This window comes from Acinetobacter sp. ANC 5054, assembly GCF_002135295.1.
Classification (GTDB): Bacteria; Pseudomonadota; Gammaproteobacteria; order Pseudomonadales; family Moraxellaceae; genus Acinetobacter.
The window spans coordinates 1-19,975 of the sequence record NZ_NEGG01000008.1; the positions used below are offsets into that span (position 1 = coordinate 1).

At 40.0% G+C, this 19,975-nt stretch carries 20 protein-coding genes and 1 pseudogene; 10 read left to right on the forward strand and 11 right to left on the reverse strand.

From position 1 onward, the window contains the following. Positions 1 to 781 precede the first annotated feature (781 nt). Positions 782 to 1,405 (reverse strand): TetR/AcrR family transcriptional regulator, encoded by a 624-nt coding sequence (locus B9T33_RS09280; protein ID WP_086178645.1) that lies wholly within the window; start codon positions 1,403 to 1,405, stop codon positions 782 to 784. A 94-nt stretch (positions 1,406 to 1,499) separates the two neighbouring features. Here B9T33_RS09280 and B9T33_RS09285 point away from each other — a divergent pair, with 94 nt between their 5' ends. Beyond that, positions 1,500 to 2,705, forward strand: coding sequence for an oxygenase MpaB family protein (locus B9T33_RS09285; protein ID WP_086178781.1), 1,206 nt, complete (start codon positions 1,500 to 1,502; stop codon positions 2,703 to 2,705). 35 nt (positions 2,706 to 2,740) lie between these two features. Here the strand turns inward: B9T33_RS09285 and B9T33_RS09290 are convergent, their stop codons facing one another. From B9T33_RS09290 to def, 4 genes are all read right to left on the reverse strand, one after another. Beyond that, the gene (locus tag B9T33_RS09290) at positions 2,741 to 3,916 is read right to left on the reverse strand and encodes a hypothetical protein (RefSeq protein WP_086178646.1); all 1,176 of its coding nucleotides are present in this window, start codon (positions 3,914 to 3,916) and stop codon (positions 2,741 to 2,743) included. Positions 3,917 to 4,128: 212 nt separating this feature from the next. Further along, positions 4,129 to 6,177: a TonB-dependent copper receptor gene (locus tag B9T33_RS09295; RefSeq protein WP_416202593.1), complete on the reverse strand. Its 2,049-nt coding sequence runs from the start codon at positions 6,175 to 6,177 to the stop codon at positions 4,129 to 4,131. A gap of 166 nt (positions 6,178 to 6,343) precedes the next feature. Next, positions 6,344 to 6,763: a DUF2946 family protein gene (locus B9T33_RS09300; protein ID WP_171263616.1), complete on the reverse strand. Its 420-nt coding sequence runs from the start codon at positions 6,761 to 6,763 to the stop codon at positions 6,344 to 6,346. 100 nt (positions 6,764 to 6,863) lie between these two features. Next, positions 6,864 to 7,394 carry a peptide deformylase gene (gene def, locus B9T33_RS09305; RefSeq protein ID WP_086178649.1) on the reverse strand — a complete coding sequence of 177 codons (531 nt, stop codon included), beginning with the start codon at positions 7,392 to 7,394 and terminating at the stop codon, positions 6,864 to 6,866. A gap of 119 nt (positions 7,395 to 7,513) precedes the next feature. On the opposite strand from def, the gene B9T33_RS09310 reads away from it, so the two are divergent. The 3 genes from B9T33_RS09310 (at position 7,514) to B9T33_RS09320 (ending at position 10,531) form a co-directional block, all read left to right on the forward strand. After that, positions 7,514 to 8,668: a LysM peptidoglycan-binding domain-containing protein gene (locus tag B9T33_RS09310; RefSeq protein WP_086178650.1), complete on the forward strand. Its 1,155-nt coding sequence runs from the start codon at positions 7,514 to 7,516 to the stop codon at positions 8,666 to 8,668. A gap of 92 nt (positions 8,669 to 8,760) precedes the next feature. Then, positions 8,761 to 9,930: a DNA-processing protein DprA gene (gene dprA, locus B9T33_RS09315; RefSeq protein WP_086178651.1), complete on the forward strand. Its 1,170-nt coding sequence runs from the start codon at positions 8,761 to 8,763 to the stop codon at positions 9,928 to 9,930. A 31-nt stretch (positions 9,931 to 9,961) separates the two neighbouring features. Continuing rightward, positions 9,962 to 10,531 carry an L-threonylcarbamoyladenylate synthase gene (locus B9T33_RS09320; protein WP_086178652.1) on the forward strand — a complete coding sequence of 190 codons (570 nt, stop codon included), beginning with the start codon at positions 9,962 to 9,964 and terminating at the stop codon, positions 10,529 to 10,531. A gap of 446 nt (positions 10,532 to 10,977) precedes the next feature. On the opposite strand, the gene B9T33_RS09325 is transcribed toward B9T33_RS09320, so the two are convergent. Then, the gene (locus B9T33_RS09325) at positions 10,978 to 11,859 is read right to left on the reverse strand and encodes a DMT family transporter (RefSeq protein ID WP_086178653.1); all 882 of its coding nucleotides are present in this window, start codon (positions 11,857 to 11,859) and stop codon (positions 10,978 to 10,980) included. Between the two features lie 122 nt (positions 11,860 to 11,981). On the opposite strand from B9T33_RS09325, the gene B9T33_RS09330 reads away from it, so the two are divergent. The 5 genes and pseudogenes from B9T33_RS09330 to B9T33_RS09350 all read left to right on the forward strand — a co-directional run bounded on the left by B9T33_RS09330 (position 11,982) and on the right by B9T33_RS09350 (position 16,016). Then, positions 11,982 to 12,740 carry a helix-turn-helix domain-containing protein gene (locus B9T33_RS09330; protein ID WP_086178654.1) on the forward strand — a complete coding sequence of 253 codons (759 nt, stop codon included), beginning with the start codon at positions 11,982 to 11,984 and terminating at the stop codon, positions 12,738 to 12,740. A gap of 144 nt (positions 12,741 to 12,884) precedes the next feature. Next, a complete protein-coding gene (locus tag B9T33_RS09335) occupies positions 12,885 to 13,430 on the forward strand; it encodes a glutathione peroxidase (RefSeq protein WP_086178655.1) in 546 nt (181 codons plus the stop codon). Positions 13,431 to 13,649: 219 nt separating this feature from the next. Next, a complete protein-coding gene (locus tag B9T33_RS09340; RefSeq protein WP_086178656.1) occupies positions 13,650 to 14,039 on the forward strand; it encodes an RcnB family protein in 390 nt (129 codons plus the stop codon). Between the two features lie 143 nt (positions 14,040 to 14,182). Then, positions 14,183 to 14,821, forward strand: a complete 639-nt coding sequence (locus tag B9T33_RS09345) for a hypothetical protein (protein ID WP_086178782.1) — start codon at positions 14,183 to 14,185, stop codon at positions 14,819 to 14,821. 194 nt (positions 14,822 to 15,015) lie between these two features. Next, positions 15,016 to 16,016 (forward strand): annotated as a pseudogene (locus B9T33_RS09350) (pirin family protein). Between the two features lie 27 nt (positions 16,017 to 16,043). On the opposite strand, the gene B9T33_RS09355 reads toward B9T33_RS09350, so the two are convergent. After that, positions 16,044 to 16,505 carry a hypothetical protein gene (locus tag B9T33_RS09355; protein ID WP_086178657.1) on the reverse strand — a complete coding sequence of 154 codons (462 nt, stop codon included), beginning with the start codon at positions 16,503 to 16,505 and terminating at the stop codon, positions 16,044 to 16,046. A gap of 110 nt (positions 16,506 to 16,615) precedes the next feature. Here B9T33_RS09355 and B9T33_RS09360 point away from each other — a divergent pair, with 110 nt between their 5' ends. After that, positions 16,616 to 17,059 carry an AAA family ATPase gene (locus B9T33_RS09360; RefSeq protein WP_086178658.1) on the forward strand — a complete coding sequence of 148 codons (444 nt, stop codon included), beginning with the start codon at positions 16,616 to 16,618 and terminating at the stop codon, positions 17,057 to 17,059. Positions 17,060 to 17,063: 4 nt separating this feature from the next. Here B9T33_RS09360 and B9T33_RS09365 read toward each other — a convergent pair whose 3' ends face one another. The 4 genes from B9T33_RS09365 to atpD all read right to left on the reverse strand — a co-directional run bounded on the left by B9T33_RS09365 (position 17,064) and on the right by atpD (position 19,971). Then, on the reverse strand, positions 17,064 to 17,369 hold the full coding sequence (locus tag B9T33_RS09365) for a hypothetical protein (protein WP_086178659.1): 306 nt from the start codon (positions 17,367 to 17,369) through the stop codon (positions 17,064 to 17,066). A gap of 149 nt (positions 17,370 to 17,518) precedes the next feature. Further along, positions 17,519 to 17,998 carry a DUF2846 domain-containing protein gene (locus B9T33_RS09370; protein WP_086178660.1) on the reverse strand — a complete coding sequence of 160 codons (480 nt, stop codon included), beginning with the start codon at positions 17,996 to 17,998 and terminating at the stop codon, positions 17,519 to 17,521. Between the two features lie 132 nt (positions 17,999 to 18,130). Next, positions 18,131 to 18,550 (reverse strand): F0F1 ATP synthase subunit epsilon, encoded by a 420-nt coding sequence (locus B9T33_RS09375; RefSeq protein WP_078191472.1) that lies wholly within the window; start codon positions 18,548 to 18,550, stop codon positions 18,131 to 18,133. 26 nt (positions 18,551 to 18,576) lie between these two features. Next, positions 18,577 to 19,971, reverse strand: a complete 1,395-nt coding sequence (atpD, locus tag B9T33_RS09380) for a F0F1 ATP synthase subunit beta (protein WP_005012065.1) — start codon at positions 19,969 to 19,971, stop codon at positions 18,577 to 18,579. Between the last annotated feature and the right edge of the window lie 4 nt (positions 19,972 to 19,975).

Consider the following 19,975-nt stretch of genomic DNA (forward strand, 5'->3'; position numbering starts at 1 on the left):
CTTTCTTAACAAAACCCAATCTAAACACTTCGTGCTAAGTTGCTGTTTTATCAGAATGTTTTAATCTTCATTACCGCCGATGGATGTGCATTCTACAGCATTTCACATCCGTTGCAACACCCTTTTTCATGTTTTTTATAAATATCGCTTCGTTTGTTTATTTATTCTACTAAAACGGGCTTTTTTTCTATTTTTTGCCTAAAAAAGCAACCAAAAACTCAATCCGAACTATAAAACAAATAATACAATCGGTACGACACCATGTATTTCTTCTGGTTTTCTATAGATCCATTGAATAATAGGAATCTCAATAGTGATTCAGCATAAAACTAAAATGGCATTTATAATTGAATTGTAATAGGCGATCCATATCAATACAGGGAAACAGAAAAATATACTTACTCCAAGCAATGCTCTATATTCTGCCGTTAAAATTTCTCTCTTTTGTAAGCCCTGCATTATCAAAAAACGTTCCTAATCACCAAAGCTACTGCGAATATTCATTTTCATAACAGCAACCTGAATCAAGTTAATTGCAATATAGAGAGCGCAAATGATGTTAAGCAATTTCAAAGCGCCTTACTCAACACGCATGATTTCCCAATCATCATGCTGTTTGAAAAACCAATATAATGTTAAGCACAAGCTGAAGAAAATAATTGAATTGAGACCATCTGTTGTCTACTACATTTATTTTAATTAAGTATTTGAATTTATTATTAACTATTTGATATTACGGGTTTATCTTGTGAATTCAGAGCAGCCAAGACACTATCAAATTTTATTTTTCTATTTCAATATGTTCTACGACTTCAAAGTTTAAATACGCCAATATCATATTTGACAGTTCAGCTTTAAGTTGTTGTTCTGTAATTAAAAAACTATTATTACTCACATATCGCATCATGGTAAATAAGGTGCTATTGATAATGATAAAGGAACGATTTTTTAATGTTTCAAAGTTCCAATGTTGATAATAGCGATTAAACAAATACATCCCCACTTCAAAAAAGTGCTTTTCTAAAACCTGAGAAGCATCTGAATGACTGTATTGATGCCAATGTTTCAATATTTCAATAAAAAATCCATGATCGGCTTTTAAGGTATCAAAACCAAATTGAATACTGCTTGGGATAATCTCGTAAATACTCTGGTGTTCTTGCTCAACCACAATCTGTTTGAGCGCCAGACCCAATTGTTCTGATTTTCGTAATAGCAGCTCTTCTACGATTTGTTCTTTATTTTCAAAATATTGATAAATTGATCCCACACTGACACCCGATTTTTCTGCAATTTTAGGTGTCGTCAGTTCCAAAAGCCCATATTCTGCAATACAGATTTGGGTAGCTTCCAAGACATTTTCAACAATTAACTTGGCTCTTTGTTGCTGTGGTTTTTTTCTCATTATTTTATCTCTAGCAAAGACTTTTTATGCGAATTGAATGCGAATAAATATTCGTATTACTGTTGAATTAGACAACAACTTAAGAATTGCCACAATGACCATTTCAACCCCATCGCGTTTAGCGTCTTATCAACAAATGCAACAAGGCAACTTGGTGAGTCAAGTGCTCTCACATCTCACAGGGCAACCCATACAACCCACCTATAGCGAATATTTATCGCTACAAAAAGCCTTAAACATTGGTGACCCACTGATGGAAAAAGTGATTGCTTGGGTAATGGAAAATCCTAAATGCCATCGCGGTTATTTTGAAACTGCATTGTTTCAAGGCTTAGACCATCTTGAGCATCAAATTCCTGAGCTTGAACAATTCTTTCAACACATTGAAACGACACCTAAGTGGCTAGAACCTAAAAAATTACAACATGCGATTGAGTTCACTCATCGTCTTGGCATCAATAATGGCTTCATTTTAAGAGACCTTTCTTTAATGGCGGGTTATCTTTTTCCAGGTTTTAATCAACCATTGATGCTGACAGGTGCTTTAAATAAACAGGCAGGTACTCGTTTAGCAGAAACCACAAAGTGGTGGATGGACATTACCGAAGATCAAGGTTTACAACGATTTCATGCAGGATTCACGTCGACTATTTATGTACGCTTTATTCATGCTTTGGTGCGCTATCAACTACAAAAAGGTCAAAAATGGGATGCTGAAACATGGGGCATCCCGATCAACCAATTTGATCTTGCCATGACCAATTTGGCTTTTAGCAGCGTAGTTCTGATTGGTATACGCGGTTTAGGTATTTTCCCATCGACTCAAGACACCGATAGTTTTTTACATTTTTGGCGTTATGTCGGCTGGCTAATGGGGGTTGATGAAAAATGGCTCATTAAACAAGAATCTGAAGGGTGGAAACTTTTATATTGGATGCAGTTTGTACATCCAAAATCGGATGAAAGTAGTGCTGCACTTGGTAGTAGCTTATCTAAAGAACCGTTTGAACGGCAGTACAAATATTTACGCCCTTTACAACAAAAATTAGCCTATCGACAACATCTAGAATTGACCCAATTTTTTATAGGCAAGAAGCGTATGCATAAACTCGGACTCCAACCCCAATCTGCCGCATGGTTTGCATACTATCTCTTAGCGCGAAATCTCGTGCTTTATACAGGGGCAAAGCATGTGCCAAGTTTGAATCAAAAGTTACAGCAAAAAGGACGCGCGCTGCAAAAATTAGGTTTAGCCTTATATCAAAGTAAAGCTAAGCAATGGGCGAGTATGCATCGTTAAATTTCAATTTTAGTGTGAGGCATATCGCCTCGCACTTACTCCAAACGATTTTTATGAATGGTCATCACCACATCGCTAAACTCACCTAACACGTAGTGAATCCACAACTTGCTGTACCAATTAAATTCTGTGGACACGCGGTAATCAATGGTTAAAACCAACTTGGTGGTATGCGCATCTATTTTAGCTAATTGATAGTCTGTTTTGAGTAAATCAAAATATTGACCGCCCACTTCTACATGATCATCTAAAGAACCTTTGGGAAATGAATTTGAATTAAATTGATAATCCCAACTCAGCAGATACGGTGGATGATTTGCCACTACTTTTTCTTCAAACTTAACCCCTCGTTCCCATTGAATAGTTCGCACTATGCCTTCTGCGCGTTGCTCGGTCATTCCAAAGATTGGTTTTGGAAAACCTATCGTGAAAATAAAGGAATAAGGAACTTCTTGGGCTTTAATCTCTCCAATTTGGTTAATTGCCTTAAAAACTTCAGCCTGTGGCGCATGAATAATCATCGAGCGTTGAGTTTGCCCATAATAGTCACGACTAAAATCTGGCAGAAACAAAAGCAGCAGTAAAGGTAAAAGTGCCAATGAATATATCTTAACCGTTGGTTTCCATAAATAATTGCATATGGCGTGCATGAGCCCTGCACCAATCAACAGACCAATGACCAATGGTGGGATCATCATCACAATACAAATCACCCCCTCTTTTAAAACGATCACCCCAAATATCAGCACAATGAAAAATACAATAGAAAGTACTTTAAAAATTTTACCTAAAACGGGTCTTGGCGAAGACAAGATCATGAAATAAGTGGTTAATGCGCCTAAAACAATAGGCAACCCTAAAATCATTGAACCCGCCATTAATGCTTCTTCGTGGCTACTCCAAATGGCTGTACAGGCAAGCAAGATAAAGACCAGAACGAGAGGAAGACATTTGAGTAAAAGACTGCGCTGTATTGCATAAACCTTCTGAACATCACGTAAAAGATAATCAACATTTGCACCATCTAAAATAATCAGATATCGATTATCCTGATCTCGTTCTTTATATATTTTGAATTCAGTAAAACCTGCATTTTTTAATTGCAATGTAATCTGTTGTTTTTGAGCTTCATCCCAATGATTTAAGTTGATATGACTAAATTTAAATTTTTTAAGTTCTTGTATTAATTTTTCGATGTCTATTTGATCCATTTATACCCACTCTGTAGCTTTTTTCCAGACAACGAATTGATTGGAGCATTATTATTTTTAAAGTAAAGATAAGCTATAAAATATAGCAATATTATTTTTTAACAATCTTATTCTGCGGACATAGCACAGCCCTTCACTCATCTCGTATAAGCATTTTTACCGAGTCAAGATCATGGTGTTCGCCCATGATCTTGATGGTGTTATTGATCAAATTAGAATTTCATACTGATACGCGCCCAATAATTACGACCAATATTATTGAACTGTTGATCTGTTGCCAAACCAGTACCTGCATCACCTAATTTATTCAAATGTTCGGTATAGGTTTTATCCAATAGATTGTCCACACCAACTGATAGATCAATACCCTCTTGAATATGATAGGTCCCGTTTAAGGATAAAGTGCCGAACCCCGCACTCTTTTTCACATCATAGCCGACAATATTTCCTTGATGCTGACTAATGCGATTTTGACCATCAACCACACGCCAAAATGCTCCCAAGGTATATCTATCTTGAATATAACGAAGGTTCACTCGTGCCTCTAAAGGCGAAATTTGTGGGAGTGGTTTATTGTCCGTAGTATTTTCACCCCATGCATACATAGCACTCACATCTGCCTGAATCGCATCACTGAACTGATAGCCCAATCCTGCTTCAGCTCCTGCAATGTTTGCATCAACATTTTTAGCGCCAGCACTAAATGTCGAGCCGTGATCATGCATACCTGTATTTGGATGATCGTGGTAACTCATCAAAATATAATCATTGATTAAGCCTACATAGGCTGATGCCCATGAACTGAATGCACCATGTTCATGTTGATAACCGATATCTAACTGCAACGTTTTTTCGGTATCGATGCCATTGAAGGTATTGCTTGAACCCGCATTGCCATGTTTAGGACTAAATAACTCCCAATAATCAGGCATGCGTTCCACATAACCTAAACCAATATAGGTTTTACCATTGTCATGCTCTGGGTGTTTATTTTCAAAACGAATAAAAGCACTTGGTAAGGTTTCATTCAGCTCAGTGTTATAACCACTGACTTTCGATGCCGCTCTTTCATCTTTTACTTTGACCTGATCAAGACGCACACCTGAAACCAATTTATTATTTTCACTCAGTTGATAACTGAGTTCACCAAAACCACCGTAGGAATTAAATTGCATATCTTCGGTGAGTGGTTTATTCATCGAGGGCATCATGGTCGCAGTCATACTGCCCGCATGTTTATTATTTTGAGTATCTAAACCTGTAATAAACTGTAGCTTATCCCATTCATGGGTGACGGCCATGCGCGCATTTAAAGTACGACGTGTCACCTGCATCGCCATTGGATTCGGCATTTGCATGGTCATTGGATTCGGCATTTGCATGGTCATGCCATTATCCATCGTCATTTCAACCAATGGTGGTGTGCGCAAACTAAAATTATCCATCACATGGTCGTTATAACTATAGTTGACCTGTGCTTCGATTTTTTTAATCACATCTGTGACATTCTTTTTCTCTACACGCAGCCCTAAACTTTCACGAGCAAACTGCGAACCATCCATAGAACGACCTGCATAGACCGCCTCGCCATCGGCTTTACCACCAGTTAACTCAATCCAAGTATCTTCATTGGGTGTCCAACCCAATGCAATATCAGTATTCCAACGTTCCCAATCCGAAGGGACCTGATTGCCGTCACCATCTTGATAACTGTCTGAGACCGAACGGCTAGCATTGAGACGAATGTATTTTTTCTCATCTCCTACAGCCGCTTCAACATTATGATCTAAGCGACCATAAGAACCCATGAGCACACTGGCTTGGCCACGGTATTTTTTATCTGCATCAAACTGTTCTGGTTTCCGCTCAAACAAGACCGTAGCAGCCGAACCCGTATTGGCATATTGCACGGTTTGCGGCCCTTTAACCACTGAAATACGGTCATAGCTTTCAGGTGAAATATACGAGGTCGGTGCATCCATTCGGCTTGGGCAAGCCCCGAGGTTTTCAGTGCCATCGGTTAAAATTTTAATCCGCGAACCAAACATGCCTCGGAAGGTGACATCACCATTCGTTCCCGCTCCACTTTTTACCGCACTAAATCCCACAATACTTTTTAAATAATCCGCACCATCACTGGCCGGAATCGGCTGAATAGGTTGTTTGGGATTTGCACGAACAATCAAACCATTAGCGTCGTTACCCTGATGTGCTGTGACCACAATCGGTACGAGCGTTTGAACGGCTTTTTGTTCGACCATATCTGATGGCGTTACTTCTGCAAAAGCAACATTGGAATAACAGGCAACACAAATTGCAGCCGCAAGTGGCTGTAGAAAAAATTTAGGCTGAGCCATTTTTTATCTCACTGAATACATAAATATAGGTGTACTGGAGCCAGTTAAGACCCAAGTGAAAAACGTCAATTTATGCAGCCAGTGGCGGGGCTCGGCCTTGAGGGAGTAAAAAAAGTTGCTGAAGAACAAACCAAACATGCTTAAAGGCTTGTTGGAATGCCATTAAACGAATTTGAATTCGATCAAGTACAGCTTTGACCTCAAGTTCAGGTGGCAAAACTAAGTTGCCATATACCGTACAATACTGACATTGATGACTGGCATCATGTTCATGGGCAGTATGATCGACTTGAACCTGCTCTGCGTGAGCAGAAGATGAATGGTGTGAATGTGCAGTGTGTTCAGCATGAACATTGGGAAGTAAAAGTGCACGCGTAATGGTTTCGCAGACCGGAGCAACTTGATATTGCTTGGGCAACAATGGCTGTAAAAAAACAGCGATCTGCAAAAAAACGGCTGCAAATGACAGCAGCACTCCACTACGAAACAATACAGGCAAACCCTAACATTTGTCTGATGCAAGTATAACAAAGCCCAATCGAAATTGGGCTTAGATTCAATAATTTTCAGTTTTCGCGATAAACCACAAATTAACGTTTAACGGCAACTTTATCTTTTTGACGTTGGCGAACTAATTTTTCAACCTTGTCACGTGCACGTTGACGTTTTAACGGCGATAAATAATCGACGAATAATTTGCCATTTAAGTGATCCATTTCATGTTGAATACAAACTGCGAGAAGTCCGTCCGCTTCAACTTCAAATGTTTGACCTTCAAGGTTAATTGCCTCAATTTTTACGCGTGACGGGCGCTCAACTTTATCGTATATTTGAGGCACTGATAAACAGCCTTCTTCATAAGGCTGCGTTTCTTGCGTCAATGGCGTAATTTTGGGGTTAATAAATACCATGGGTTGATCTTTTTCTTCAGATAAATCCATGACAATCAGCTGAATATGGTGATCTACCTGTGTTGCAGCAAGGCCTATACCTGGTGCTTCATACATAGTTTCAAACATGTCTGCCGCTAACTGACGAATTTCATCAGTAACTTCTTCGACTGGTTTTGCAATGGTACGAAGACGGGGATCGGGGAAACTTAAAATAGGTAATAAGGCCATACGACGTCCTCACTTATGCCATTGATCAAAAAACAAAATGAAGGAATGCTTCATCAAAAAATTGTGTGTAATATCGTTATTATAACGCAACTGCATACATAATTTTAGGAATTATGATAATGAAAAAGGTTTTGAAGGGCATGCCAACTTTTAGTGCCTTGGGGTTTAAAAAACAATTATTGGCACTTACCGTGTGTGTAAGTGTGGGGATGGGAATGGTCAGCGTTGCAGAAGCTGCCCCTGCCCGAAATGTCAATCCACCGTCATTAAAAGCGGGTGCACCACAAGTTTATGTGGTGAAAAAAGGCGATACTCTTTGGGATATCTCAAAGCGCTTTTTGAAAAACCCAGTGCGCTGGCCTGAAATCTGGGCGAGCAATAAGCACGTGAAAAATCCGCACTGGATTTTCCCTGGTGACCGTTTATTGATGTGTACTTATAACGGTCGACCAATCATTGGTAAAGATGAAGGTGATGGCTGTGAAGGCATTATCCGTCGCTATACGGGCGGTACTAAACTTCAACCGCAAGTTCGCGTTGAATCACTCAACAGCGCCATTCCCGTAATTCCATTGGAATACATCAAGCAGTGGCTTGAGCGTAGCATGATCGTTGCCTCAGATTCACTTGAAGGTACACCGTACATTTTAGGCACAGCAGATCAGCGTGTCTTGGCTGCTAAAGGTCAAACCGTGTATGCACGCGGTCAAGGCATGCAAGTCGGTCAACGTTATGCCGTATATCGTGAAGGCGAACCGTACATCTTTACCGATGCCAACGGCAAAAAATACAATGCAGGCATTGAGTTGACGCAAGTCGCATCTGGTGTTGCTGTACGTGGTGAAAATGACATTACCACTTTAGAGCTGACCGACACCTACAATGCTGAAGTTCGTCGTGGTGACCGTGTACTTCCTGAATACGACCCAATGCTTCCTACTTTATTCTACCCAACCAATGCTGAAAATATTACTGCTGGCGGTAGCATCGTACGTGTGATGGGTTCAATTGGTACTGCTGCTGTTCACAGTGTGGTAACGATTGACCGTGGTAGCTTACAAGGTGTTCAATCAGGTCATGTATTTAGCGTGAACCAAAAAGGTGAGATCGTAACTGATCCAAAAACCAAAGAACGCATTCAGCTTCCAGGCCAACGCATTGGCAACATCATGGTGTTCAAAACTTTTGATAACTTAAGCTATGCCTACGTACTTGAAAGTGAATTACCAATTAAACTGGGTGCAAGCATTCAGCCACCGCTAATGGATGACTAATCGTTTAAATTATCCATTCGAAATGAGGCTGAGATTCAGCCTCATTTTATTTTCCTAATCTAAAAAAAGAAGACAGATTTAAAGGTCTCATCATGCGCCAAGCATTTAGCAGCACACAGCTGGATTACATCCGCCTCTGGTTTTTGGTTCAACACTCTTTAACCAGTTTTTATAAAATTCAACAACACTACCCTGCTTTGCAACACGCTTTAAATGCTGACCAATACAGCACATGGCAGAAATTAGGTATCCATAAAAACCATTTACAACGTTTTCAAGAGTTCCAGACTGAGCATGGACAACAACTATTCCAACACTGCTTAAAACAAATCGAAACAAGTTGTGATTTTGTGCTGATCGATAGCGATTCTGCTTACCCGCAGCAACTTTTACCTTTTAGTGATCGCCCGCCAATTTTGTTTGGTCAAGGCAATGTTCAAGCATTAATGCAACCTCAAATAGCAATTGTCGGCAGTCGTAAACCTAGCACGCAAGGACGGCAGATTGCTTATGATTTTGCTTTCTATTTAAGTGAACAAGGTTTCTATATCAACAGTGGACTGGCGCAAGGGATTGATGAGGCGGCGCACCGGGCTGCATTACAAAATCATCGCACCATTGCTGTGATGGGTACAGGTTTAGATCAAACCTACCCAAGTTCACATCAAACTTTACGACTAGACATCGTGCAGCATGGCGGTTGTATTATTAGTGAATTCCTCCCCAATACCCCACCCTTACAACATCATTTTCCACGACGCAATCGTATTGTCAGTGCTTTGAGTATAGGGGTGATCGTTGCTGAAGCCGCCCTAAAAAGCGGTTCATTGATCACCGCGCAATTGGCAGCCGAACAAGGTAAAACGATTTTTGCCATCCCAGGGCATATTTATAGTGAAAATCATCAAGGTTGCCACCTACTGATTCGGGAAGGCGCCATTTTGATTGACCACCCACAGCAAGTCATAGAGGATCTGGCACTAGCCACGCAATGGCAAGCTACTGAAGCACAAAATATCAGTAAAACGGAAGATACGGATCGCCTACCAACAGCACCACCTGCTGAAATTCCAGAGCATTTATTGCATGTTTATCGTGCCTTAGATTGGATGGGTCAAGATCTCGACCAACTTTCCACACAACTAAATATCGATGCCGCAACATTGACTAGTCAATTGATGGAATTAGAATTACTCGGTTATGCTACTCAGCAAGCGGGGCATTACTTACGTTGTCGAATGGGGAAATTAGGTTCACAATAGTTATTATCGAATTTAATAAGGTCAATTTGACATGATTACCACCTCTGTCGCAGAAGCAGCTTCCTGTCTCAAAAAAGGTCAGGTTCTGGCATATCCTACAGAGGCTGTTTGGGGCCTAGGTTGTGACCCATACAATGAGCAAGCCTTTCACGAAATTTTACGCCTGAAACAACGCCCAATTGAAAAAGGGGTGATTTTATTGGCAGCCAATGTGGCCCAAGTGGAACACTTATTAACTCATTTAAGCGATGAGATGCGAGAAAAAGTCATTGCCTCATGGAGCAATCGTAAACCACATGAACGTGCAACCACTTGGTTATTGCCAGCGGGCGACCATATCCCAACTTGGATTAAAGGCAATCATCCAAAAGTCGCGGTTCGCGTAACCACTCACTCATTATGCGTTGCACTTTGCCAAGCTTTTAATGGCTTTATCGTTTCTACTAGCGCTAATCCTGCGGGCCTTGAGCCTGCTCGTTCATTACAAGACGCTAATCAATACTTTGCCAATGAGTTGGATTATTTAAATGGCGACTTGGGTTTAAGCAGTGAACCAAGTCAAATTATTGATGCTGAAACAGGCGAAATCATCCGCGTATAAGCGTGGATGTTATTTAAATTATTGAATATTTTTATAAATACTAGACAAAAAAAAAGCTCAACCATATAGGGATGGCTGAGCATAAAAAAGGATGTGTAAAAACCACATCCAGAGGGTCTTGCAATCTCGGAGTAAAGATCAAGTAATTATTCAGAATTACTGCATCACTTACGATGAAAGTATTATGTTATATTTTTTATAATTTAACAAATAGATTTTTTATATAATAAAAACTTGTTAATGTTGCTTTATTCTTGATTTTATAACCACTTAATAAAATTATGTGCCTATTTTTGATTGAATTTTAAGACGAGTAATTACTTTTTTTATTCAAAAAGGCGCTAAATACCACCTTTATAAATGATTTGACCTATTAAAAAAATAATTCAAATGTTGATATTTTAATCAACTTATCTCGTATTTATTTCGATTATTGAAAAAACCTTTTATTTACGTTGTGCCAAAATTACTCCCAAAATCGCTAGCACAGTACCAACAGTATGATAAGACTTCCATTGTTCACCCAACCAATAGTAAGCGATAAGCGCTGTACAAACTGGCATGAGATTCATAAAGATACTGGTACGATTGGGTCCCAAATGCTGTACAGCCAACATCCATACCATTGGCGCAATCAATGAAGGGAAAATGCCTGCATAAAATACACTCGCTGCATTTTGCATATTGATAGGGTCAAGCCCGAAATACAGTACAAAGGGCAAGTGATACAGTAAAGCAAAGAAAATTTGAATATACATACTGAGCAGCAAAGGTATGGTTAACTGCCATTTCTTTAAAAACACCCCGTAAAAAGCATAAAAGAACACTGCAAAAATCATGATGAGATCGCCAAGATGCCCACCCATACTGAGCAAATTGGCAAAATTTCCTTTGGCGACTACAAACAGCAATCCGGCAAAAGAAATGCCACACCCCATCAACGCAAATCGGTTGGGAATATCTTTGAGCAGGAAAAACGAGACGGCAATGGTAAATACAGGGATAAAGGCATTAATAATGCCCATATTGGTTGCGCTGGTATAATGCGCAGCGGTATAGCCCAAACCTTGGTATAGCACCATGCCAAAGGCACTGAGCACAGCTAATTGCTGCCAATGCTGCATGATTAAAGCGCGCTGTTTCCACACCGTATGCAACATAAATGGCGTCAAAATTACAAAGGCAATGAGCCAGCGATAAAAACTGATACTTACGGGAGAGATATAATCCACCACATAACGCGTGACGGTAGTGTTTAAAGACCAAATAAATACCGCGATTAGAGGCAAACAAATTGCAAATTTCGCCCAACGCGCCTGAAGCAACATGTCTGACTCCTCAATTTATCGTGCAAAGAATGATCTAGGTATTTTGGGTGATGTCTGTTTTAATTGAAATACATGATTTCAGACATTTATATTGTAGTTCGGACATCCATCCCTAGGCTTATATGACGTCACCACCGATTGAACAACAGATCGAGCTTTTTGAAGCGCACTACACCACTTTAGATACGGTCTATCCGCACAGTTGTCTCTGGGGTGATTTTAATTTTTGTCTTGATGGTATTTTCGAATATGAGATACAGGGGCAACATCATCTCTCACCTGCCAGTTATGGTGTATGGATTCCCCCACATACAGAGCATTGCTCGGTTGCGATTGATGATCAACCTATACATTACGTGGCGATCCGACTTGCACCTCATATTTGTGCAGATTTTCCGAAGCACACCGAAGTGTTTAGCATCCAGCCTTTCTTTCGCTTATTGGTTCAAGAGATTTTGGCATTTCCCGCAGAGCAATACGCTACACCGCCCTATCAACACCTACTACAGGTATTATTGGACCAATTAAAAACGGCTCCAAAACATCAGCATTATTTACCGCAAAGCCGCGATGTGGTGTTAAAGCCCATATTGGCGCAGCTCGCAAATGCAGAAAATTTTAATTTGAGTTTACAGCGATGCTTATCTGATGTGAGTTTAAGTGAACGTCAGCTATTTAGACTGAGTCAGAACGAACTGCAAATGAGTTTGTCTGAATGGCGTAACCGAGCAAAAATTGTTTATGCTATTCAACAACTGCGCGCTGGTCAGTCTATTAAAGCCCTTAGTTATGAATTAGGTTATCAACACAGCTCAAGCTTTATTGAGTTTTTTAAACGCTATACTGGAAAAACACCAAATCAACATCGTGCCTCAGGTTAAATACTAAGAACCAAAGCAAGACTCTTCTCAAATTCTGCAAAGCTCTACAAAAATACTGCGAAAAGCTTATCTATAAATGCTTGCCGTTATCCGCATTTCCCTTTAAAACAAACATGAACCGCACAACATTAAATAGGATTTTTTATGTCAGCTTCAGTTTACGATATCCCACTCAAAACAATTTCAGGTGAGGACACGACCTTAAATCAGTATCAAGGCAAAGTTCTGCTTTTGGTGAATGTGGCTTCTAAATGTGGCCTAACCCCACAATACGAAGGCTTAGAAAAGCTTTATACTGAAAAGAAAGCACAAGGTTTTGAAATACTTGGTTTCCCTGCCAACAACTTTCTAGAACAAGAACCAGGCTCTGAAGCAGAAATCCAAGAATTTTGTTCAATCAATTACAAAGTGGATTTTCCATTATTTTCTAAAATTTCCGTAGCCGGTGAAGACAAGCATCCACTTTATCAAACACTTACACAGGCTATTCCAGAACGTATCGGTGAAGGCCCTTGGTGGGATGACTTAGTTGAATATGGTTTAACCCCCAATCCAAAACCAGAAGTGCTTTGGAACTTTGAAAAATTCTTGATTAATAAAAATGGTGAAGTCGTCGCGCGTTTTGCACCCGATATTAAGGCGGATGATGCTCGCATCGTCGATGCGATTAATGCTGAATTAGCCAAATAATCCATTCAAAATTGGACAGCTCAGTTAAGATTAATCTGATTTTAACTGAGTTAAAATACTCAATATTTAAATAAATAAAAGACAAATTATCAAATTACTATAATCTACATAGTTTATTCATCATTTTAATTATTTAACAACATTGGCTCCCATCTTTCTCTGCATATCTACATTATGATCTCAACATAAACTGATAACAGAGCAGTAAAAGGCGATCCCATGAATACATTAATGAAAGCAATTGTTTTATCTATTTCCACTGCTTTAGTGGCTGCACCTGCAATGGCTGCTCCGCAACAGGACCAAAAACATCAAGTTCAATCAACACATAATCAAAAAGCACCGAGCAAGCAACAACAAACCAAACACCAAACTCAAACTCCTGCTAAACACCAAGTTCAGCAAAAGAAAAAAGTAGATCCTTCTCGTGACTGGCGTGCAGGTCAAAAAGTACCAAGCCAATACCGTGGTAACAGCTATAAAGTTGACCATAATAAACACCACAAATTAACCAAACCTGGTAAAAACCAGCAATGGATCAAAGTGAATGGTGATTACGTCCTCACCAACGTCATTAGCCATGCGATTATCAAAATCATTGCGGGTTAATTTCAAAACAAATGAATTAGAGGACTTCGGTCCTCTTTTTTATGGGCAAGCAAAGTTTTGTTATCGCTTTGCAACAATCTATTTTTAATCCACATTCTGCCCCTATATTGATTCTACATCGACAACAAAGTAGTGACGAATCTATGAAAAAGCTTTTGCAGAATGCCATCCTTCCTTTTGCCATTTTTAGTGGTGTATTGGTGTTGATTGGTTGTGAACCTGCAACAGCACCAGAGAATGAAACCCAAAGCAGCTCTGAAAATGTCGAATTATCTGCCCCTGCTCAAGATCAAACGGATACAAAGGTACAGTCAGAATCAAGCAATCCACAGCAAAATCTTAAAAGCGGTAATATGTTTTATATCGTACGTGATGTTGCTGATATGCAGCTCAAAGCTGGCAGCTATGTCGATCAATTGAAACAAACTCAAACTGACATTGAAGCTGCAGTGAGCAATCAAGATCATGTCCAACTACAAAATGCAGCCAATCAATTACAACAACAATTAAAAGGTTTTGATCAGGCACTTAGTGAATTGAGTTTAAAAACCACGGAAATTAATGATATTCGTAGCAATTTACAGGCAGCGAATCAACAAGTTTTGGCATCGCCTTTCTTAAACGGACAAGTCGATTTAAGCAAAGTTGATTTTAAGAAAATACAAAATCAAATGGGTAGCATCCAAACGGAAATGATCAAATTAGCGAGCATGCTCATTCAAAATAATACTGAAAAATCATCCACTGAAAATGATACAGAATCAACACATTCTGAATCTTAAGCTAATGATTTTAATTTGATTTTTATTGACATTGAAGCCTTTAATCGGTATTCATCCAATACGCACAAAATCGCCCAAATAAAGAAGCGCAGCTAAGTCATTCTGCGCTTTTTTTCTTACAGTTAAGCTATAGAATAAGCCACCGAATCGCTCTAAATTGATTACAAATAAAAAATGATTGAGATGGAGTTTGTATGTCGAGCCCTGTGATTTATAACATTACACCGATTACTTTTCGTTTAGATTTAAAAGACCCTTTCTTATTTACTGCGCATCATATAGACCATTTCCCTGCGGGTAATAGTGAAATGGGGCCGCAAACGGCTGCGCAAAATAACGAATATAATATGTACTATGGTGAGGTCGTGCCTGGTTTTCCTGAGCATCCGCATACGGGTTTTGAAACGATCACACTGGTTGAACAAGGCTATGTCGATCATTTTGATTCGCTCGGAAATGGTGGACGCTATGCCGCTGGGGATGTGCAATGGCTCTCTACAGGAAATGGCGTCGAGCACTGCGAAATGTTCCCACTGATCCATGAAAATCAAGCCAATCCATTTGAGTTATTTCAGATTTGGTTTAACTCTTCTGCCGAACAAAAGACCCATGATGCGGACTATAAAATGTTTTGGCGTGAAGAGATCCCACATGTTTTTGAGACCGATACGGAAGGGAAAAATCAGATATTCGAGTGATTTCAGGACAATTCAAACAGACCGAGGCGATTTCTCGTCCTCTACATTCATGGGCTGCATCCGCTGAAAATAAAGTAAACATTTACCTGATCACCATGCAACCCAATGCAGCACTGGTTATTCCACCCACCACAGCAAGTTCAAATCGTTTTGCCTATTTTTATCAAGGCAATAGCCTCAATATTGAAGACCAAACCATTCAATTTAAACACTTGGTTGAACTGCAATCCGATGCGGAAGTCCACTTGAAAGCAGGTGGATTGGAAGCGCGGATCTTATGGCTCGAAGGTGAACCCATCAATGAACCCGTAGCGATGCGTGGGCCATTCGTTCTCAATACCGCACAAGAACTGGATGATGCTTTTCGACGTTACCGTGCAACGCATTTTGGTGATTGGCCATGGTCCACACCTGCGCCTGTCTTTAAACGTGATCAACAACGCTTTGCTAGCTATGAAGGTGGAAAGCGCGAAGAATATCCCGAACAGGGAAGTTAAGCAGCATGCTTTCGCATAGCCCAAATTTTAGGACTGTGCGAACTCATAGGTATTACAGTTTTTGTCTTGTCCCAATGCCCGTTGGATATCTTGTTTAAAACGGCTTTGGGCAAAATGAAATTTGGCAGGTAAAAACAATGTAATCCGCGTTTTATCAGCACTCATGCCTTCAACCAACATCTTATGCAAAAAAGCGCCATTTTCTGTACGTGCCATTAAAGTGCCTTGTTCTAAATGTTCTTCCAACCGATTATCGGTATAAACATAATGTTCCCCTGCACTGAATGCCACGCAATGGTTATAAGCTTGTCTCAAATTACGAAATGCCGATAAATAAGGAATGTCGATTTCTGTGCTAATGCCATTATCCACCGATTCGGCAACCAACGCAGCTTCTGTTGCAACATTGGGAGTCGTGACATATTGGCTTTGACAAGCGATAAGTTGGACAGAAAATAAAAGGCATAACATTAATCGACACAGATGCATAAAAAATCCAGATTCATTTTGTTGTTATTCGAAGTGCTAGAATTGTAGCAAAGGTCTGTTGCTGCTTTAATACTCAACATCTTCTCTCAAGCATTTTATTTGTATCTACTATGCAATTAATTATTTTCACAGGTGTACAAGCTTCGGGTAAATCAACCTTTTATATGTTGAATTTATACCATAGCCATTTGCGTATTAATCTAGATATGCTGAAGACCCGACATCGTGAAAATATGATTTTTGAAGCAGGTTTAGCGTCTAAAACTAAAATGGTGATTGATAATACCAACCCAACACAGGCAGATCGTGCACGTTATATTCAACGGGCGCTCGATGCGGGTTTTGAAGTAATTGCCTATTATTTTGAAACAGATTTAAGTAGCACGCTAACGCGAAACAGCTACAGAACAGGCAAAGCCAATATTCCTGAAGTGGGTATACGCGCGACGTATAAAAAATTAGAAGTACCTTGCTATGAGGAAGGTTTCAGCGAAATTTTTAAAATTAAAATCATTGCGAATGGAGAATTTTCCATTCTACCCATAACAACATAACGTATTAATTAACTTTTTGTTGGTCTTGCCATGTCTTAAATGCAGCCTGCATCGCTTGACGTTCATACGGTTTTACTAGACGATTTTCTAAAGATGTAAAATCACCTTTATATGCCGCCGCGACCATGTCCTTCGCTAATTCTTGAATGCTCACTCGACCACGGTGTTCATATTGTTGCACTTCTTCATGCGTCAATTCGACATCCCAACACGATACAACTGAACTCATATCGACTGCGATACTTAAATAAAACTGATCGAAGTCTTGATAGAGCTCCCAAAAATGCGGTTCATAGGCAATGAGGTTCATAAGTAGGTGTTCGTCCATAGAATTTAATGAGCATAGATCAACTTGTGGATAAAATATATGCAACTTTAGATTGGTCAACTCTATTTGGATTTTGTCTATCCATAAAAAACCACCCTTACGGATGGCCTTTTTAATACAGATATCAACATTTATTTGAGTGCAATGGTCGCCTTACTACAATTGCCACCTTGAGCAAATGCATATTCGCTCACAGCTTTCTTACCTGTTTGCTCATCAACTTGCTTTAAGTTGGCCCCACCGACAAATGCACCCATTTTAATAAACTGCTGAATAAAATATTGCTTGCCAGCTTCCGTTTCAATTTCTAAATGATTGGGTGAAAACTCGGATTCAGTTGAAATGGTATGTTTTTGATTTCCGAGGACTTCTTTATAAAAGAAAACCCCTCGAGCGGTTTCACCTAAACACTCCCCATCAACCCATACATCTTTCTTTAAAGCAGCACCTTTTACAGATGCTGAGCGATATACGTAAATCCCTGCATTACCTTCTTGTGGTGCACTTAGTTGTTTGACAGCTGCTGAAGCATTTTGATCTGCTTTAGGTACTGATGCACATCCAACAAATCCCAAAGATAATAGTAATGTAAATAAAATTTTATTAGACATTTTTAATTCCATTTATATAAATTTTACAAGCACATAAAAATAACAATCAATAAAAAAATAATCAAATTTATTTAAATTTCGGCCATAAAAAAACCACCCTTCCGGGTGGCTCTTTCAATCTCAAACCGTGTCTTATTGAGCGCGGTTTTTGATTTTGCGGATGGTTTCCAACTGAGCAGCAGTTTCTGCAAGAGCAGCCAATGCAGCAGCAGAGTCCAAATCGCTCTTTTGATTTGCTAACAATTGTTCAGCTTGTTTACGAGCTTCAATAATTGCTGCTTCATCAAGGTTGTCAGCACGTACTGCAGTGTCTGCAAGTACAGTAACAACGTGCGGTTGAACTTCAAGTACACCACCTGATACATAGATTAATTCTTCTGTACCATTTTCAAGCAGAACGCGGATTGCGCCCGGCTTGAGCAAAGTTACTAGCGGAGCATGGCCAGGCATAATACCCAACTCACCGCCAGCACCTTTAGCAATTAGCATAGTTACAGTGCCTGAGTACAAAGACTCTTTAACACTTACAACGTCACATTGCATAGTTGACATGAGAATCTCCTAAATTAGGTAACTAATTAAAGTTTCTCAGCTTTAGCAATAACTTCGTCAATACCACCAACCATGTAGAACGCTTGTTCTGGAATGTGGTCGTATTCACCAGCTAGAAGACCTTTAAAGCCACGAATTGTTTCTTTAAGCGGTACAAGTTTACCAGGAGCACCAGTAAACACTTCAGCTACGTGGAACGGTTGAGAGAAGAAACGTTGGATCTTACGTGCACGGTATACAGTAAGTTTGTCTTCTTCTGCCAATTCGTCCATACCAAGAATTGCGATAATGTCTTTCAATTCTTTGTAACGTTGAAGAACGTTTTGAACTGAACGAGCAATTTCGTAATGCTCAGCACCCACTACTAGTGGATCTAACTGACGTGAAGTTGAGTCAAGTGGATCGATCGCTGGGTAAATACCAGAAGATGCGATGTCACGGCTCAATACTACAGTTGCGTCTAAGTGAGCGAATGTAGTTGCAGGCGATGGATCTGTTAAGTCATCGGCAGGTACATATACCGCTTGGATTGACGTAATAGAACCAGACTTAGTAGACGTAATACGTTCTTGTAGAACACCCATCTCTTCTGCAAGAGTTGGCTGGTAACCTACAGCTGAAGGCATACGACCTAAAAGAGCTGATACTTCAGTACCCGCAAGTGTATAACGGTAGATGTTATCCACGAACAATAGAACGTCACGGCCTTTACCGTTTTCGTCTTTCTCGTCACGGAAGTACTCAGCCATAGTCAAACCAGTCAACGCTACGCGTAAACGGTTACCCGGTGGCTCATTCATCTGACCGTAGACCATTGCTACTTTGTCAAGTACGTTAGAGTCTTTCATCTCGTGATAGAAGTCATTACCTTCACGAGTACGCTCACCAACACCAGCAAACACAGATAAACCTGAGTGAGCTTTAGCGATGTTGTTGATCAACTCCATCATGTTTACAGTTTTACCAACACCGGCACCACCGAACAGACCAACTTTACCACCTTTAGCGAACGGGCAAAGTAAGTCGATGACTTTAATACCAGTTTCTAAAAGGTCAGTAGAAGCAGCTTGTTCTGCATAAGAAGGCGCTTGACGGTGAATTGGCAAACGAGCTTCAGTACCAACAGGACCAGCTTCATCGATCGGGCGACCAAGAACGTCCATGATACGGCCTAAACATGCAGTACCTACAGGTACAGAGATAGGCGCGCCAGTATTAGTTACGTTCAAACCACGCTTAAGGCCTTCAGTAGAACCCATTGCAATAGTACGAACTACGCCATCACCAAGTTGCTGCTGAACTTCTAATGTAGTTTCAGTTCCATCAACATGGAGAGCGTCATAGATCTTTGGAACGCTGTTGCGTTCAAACTCGACGTCGATAACCGCGCCGATGATCTGAATGATACGACCGCTACTCATTGCT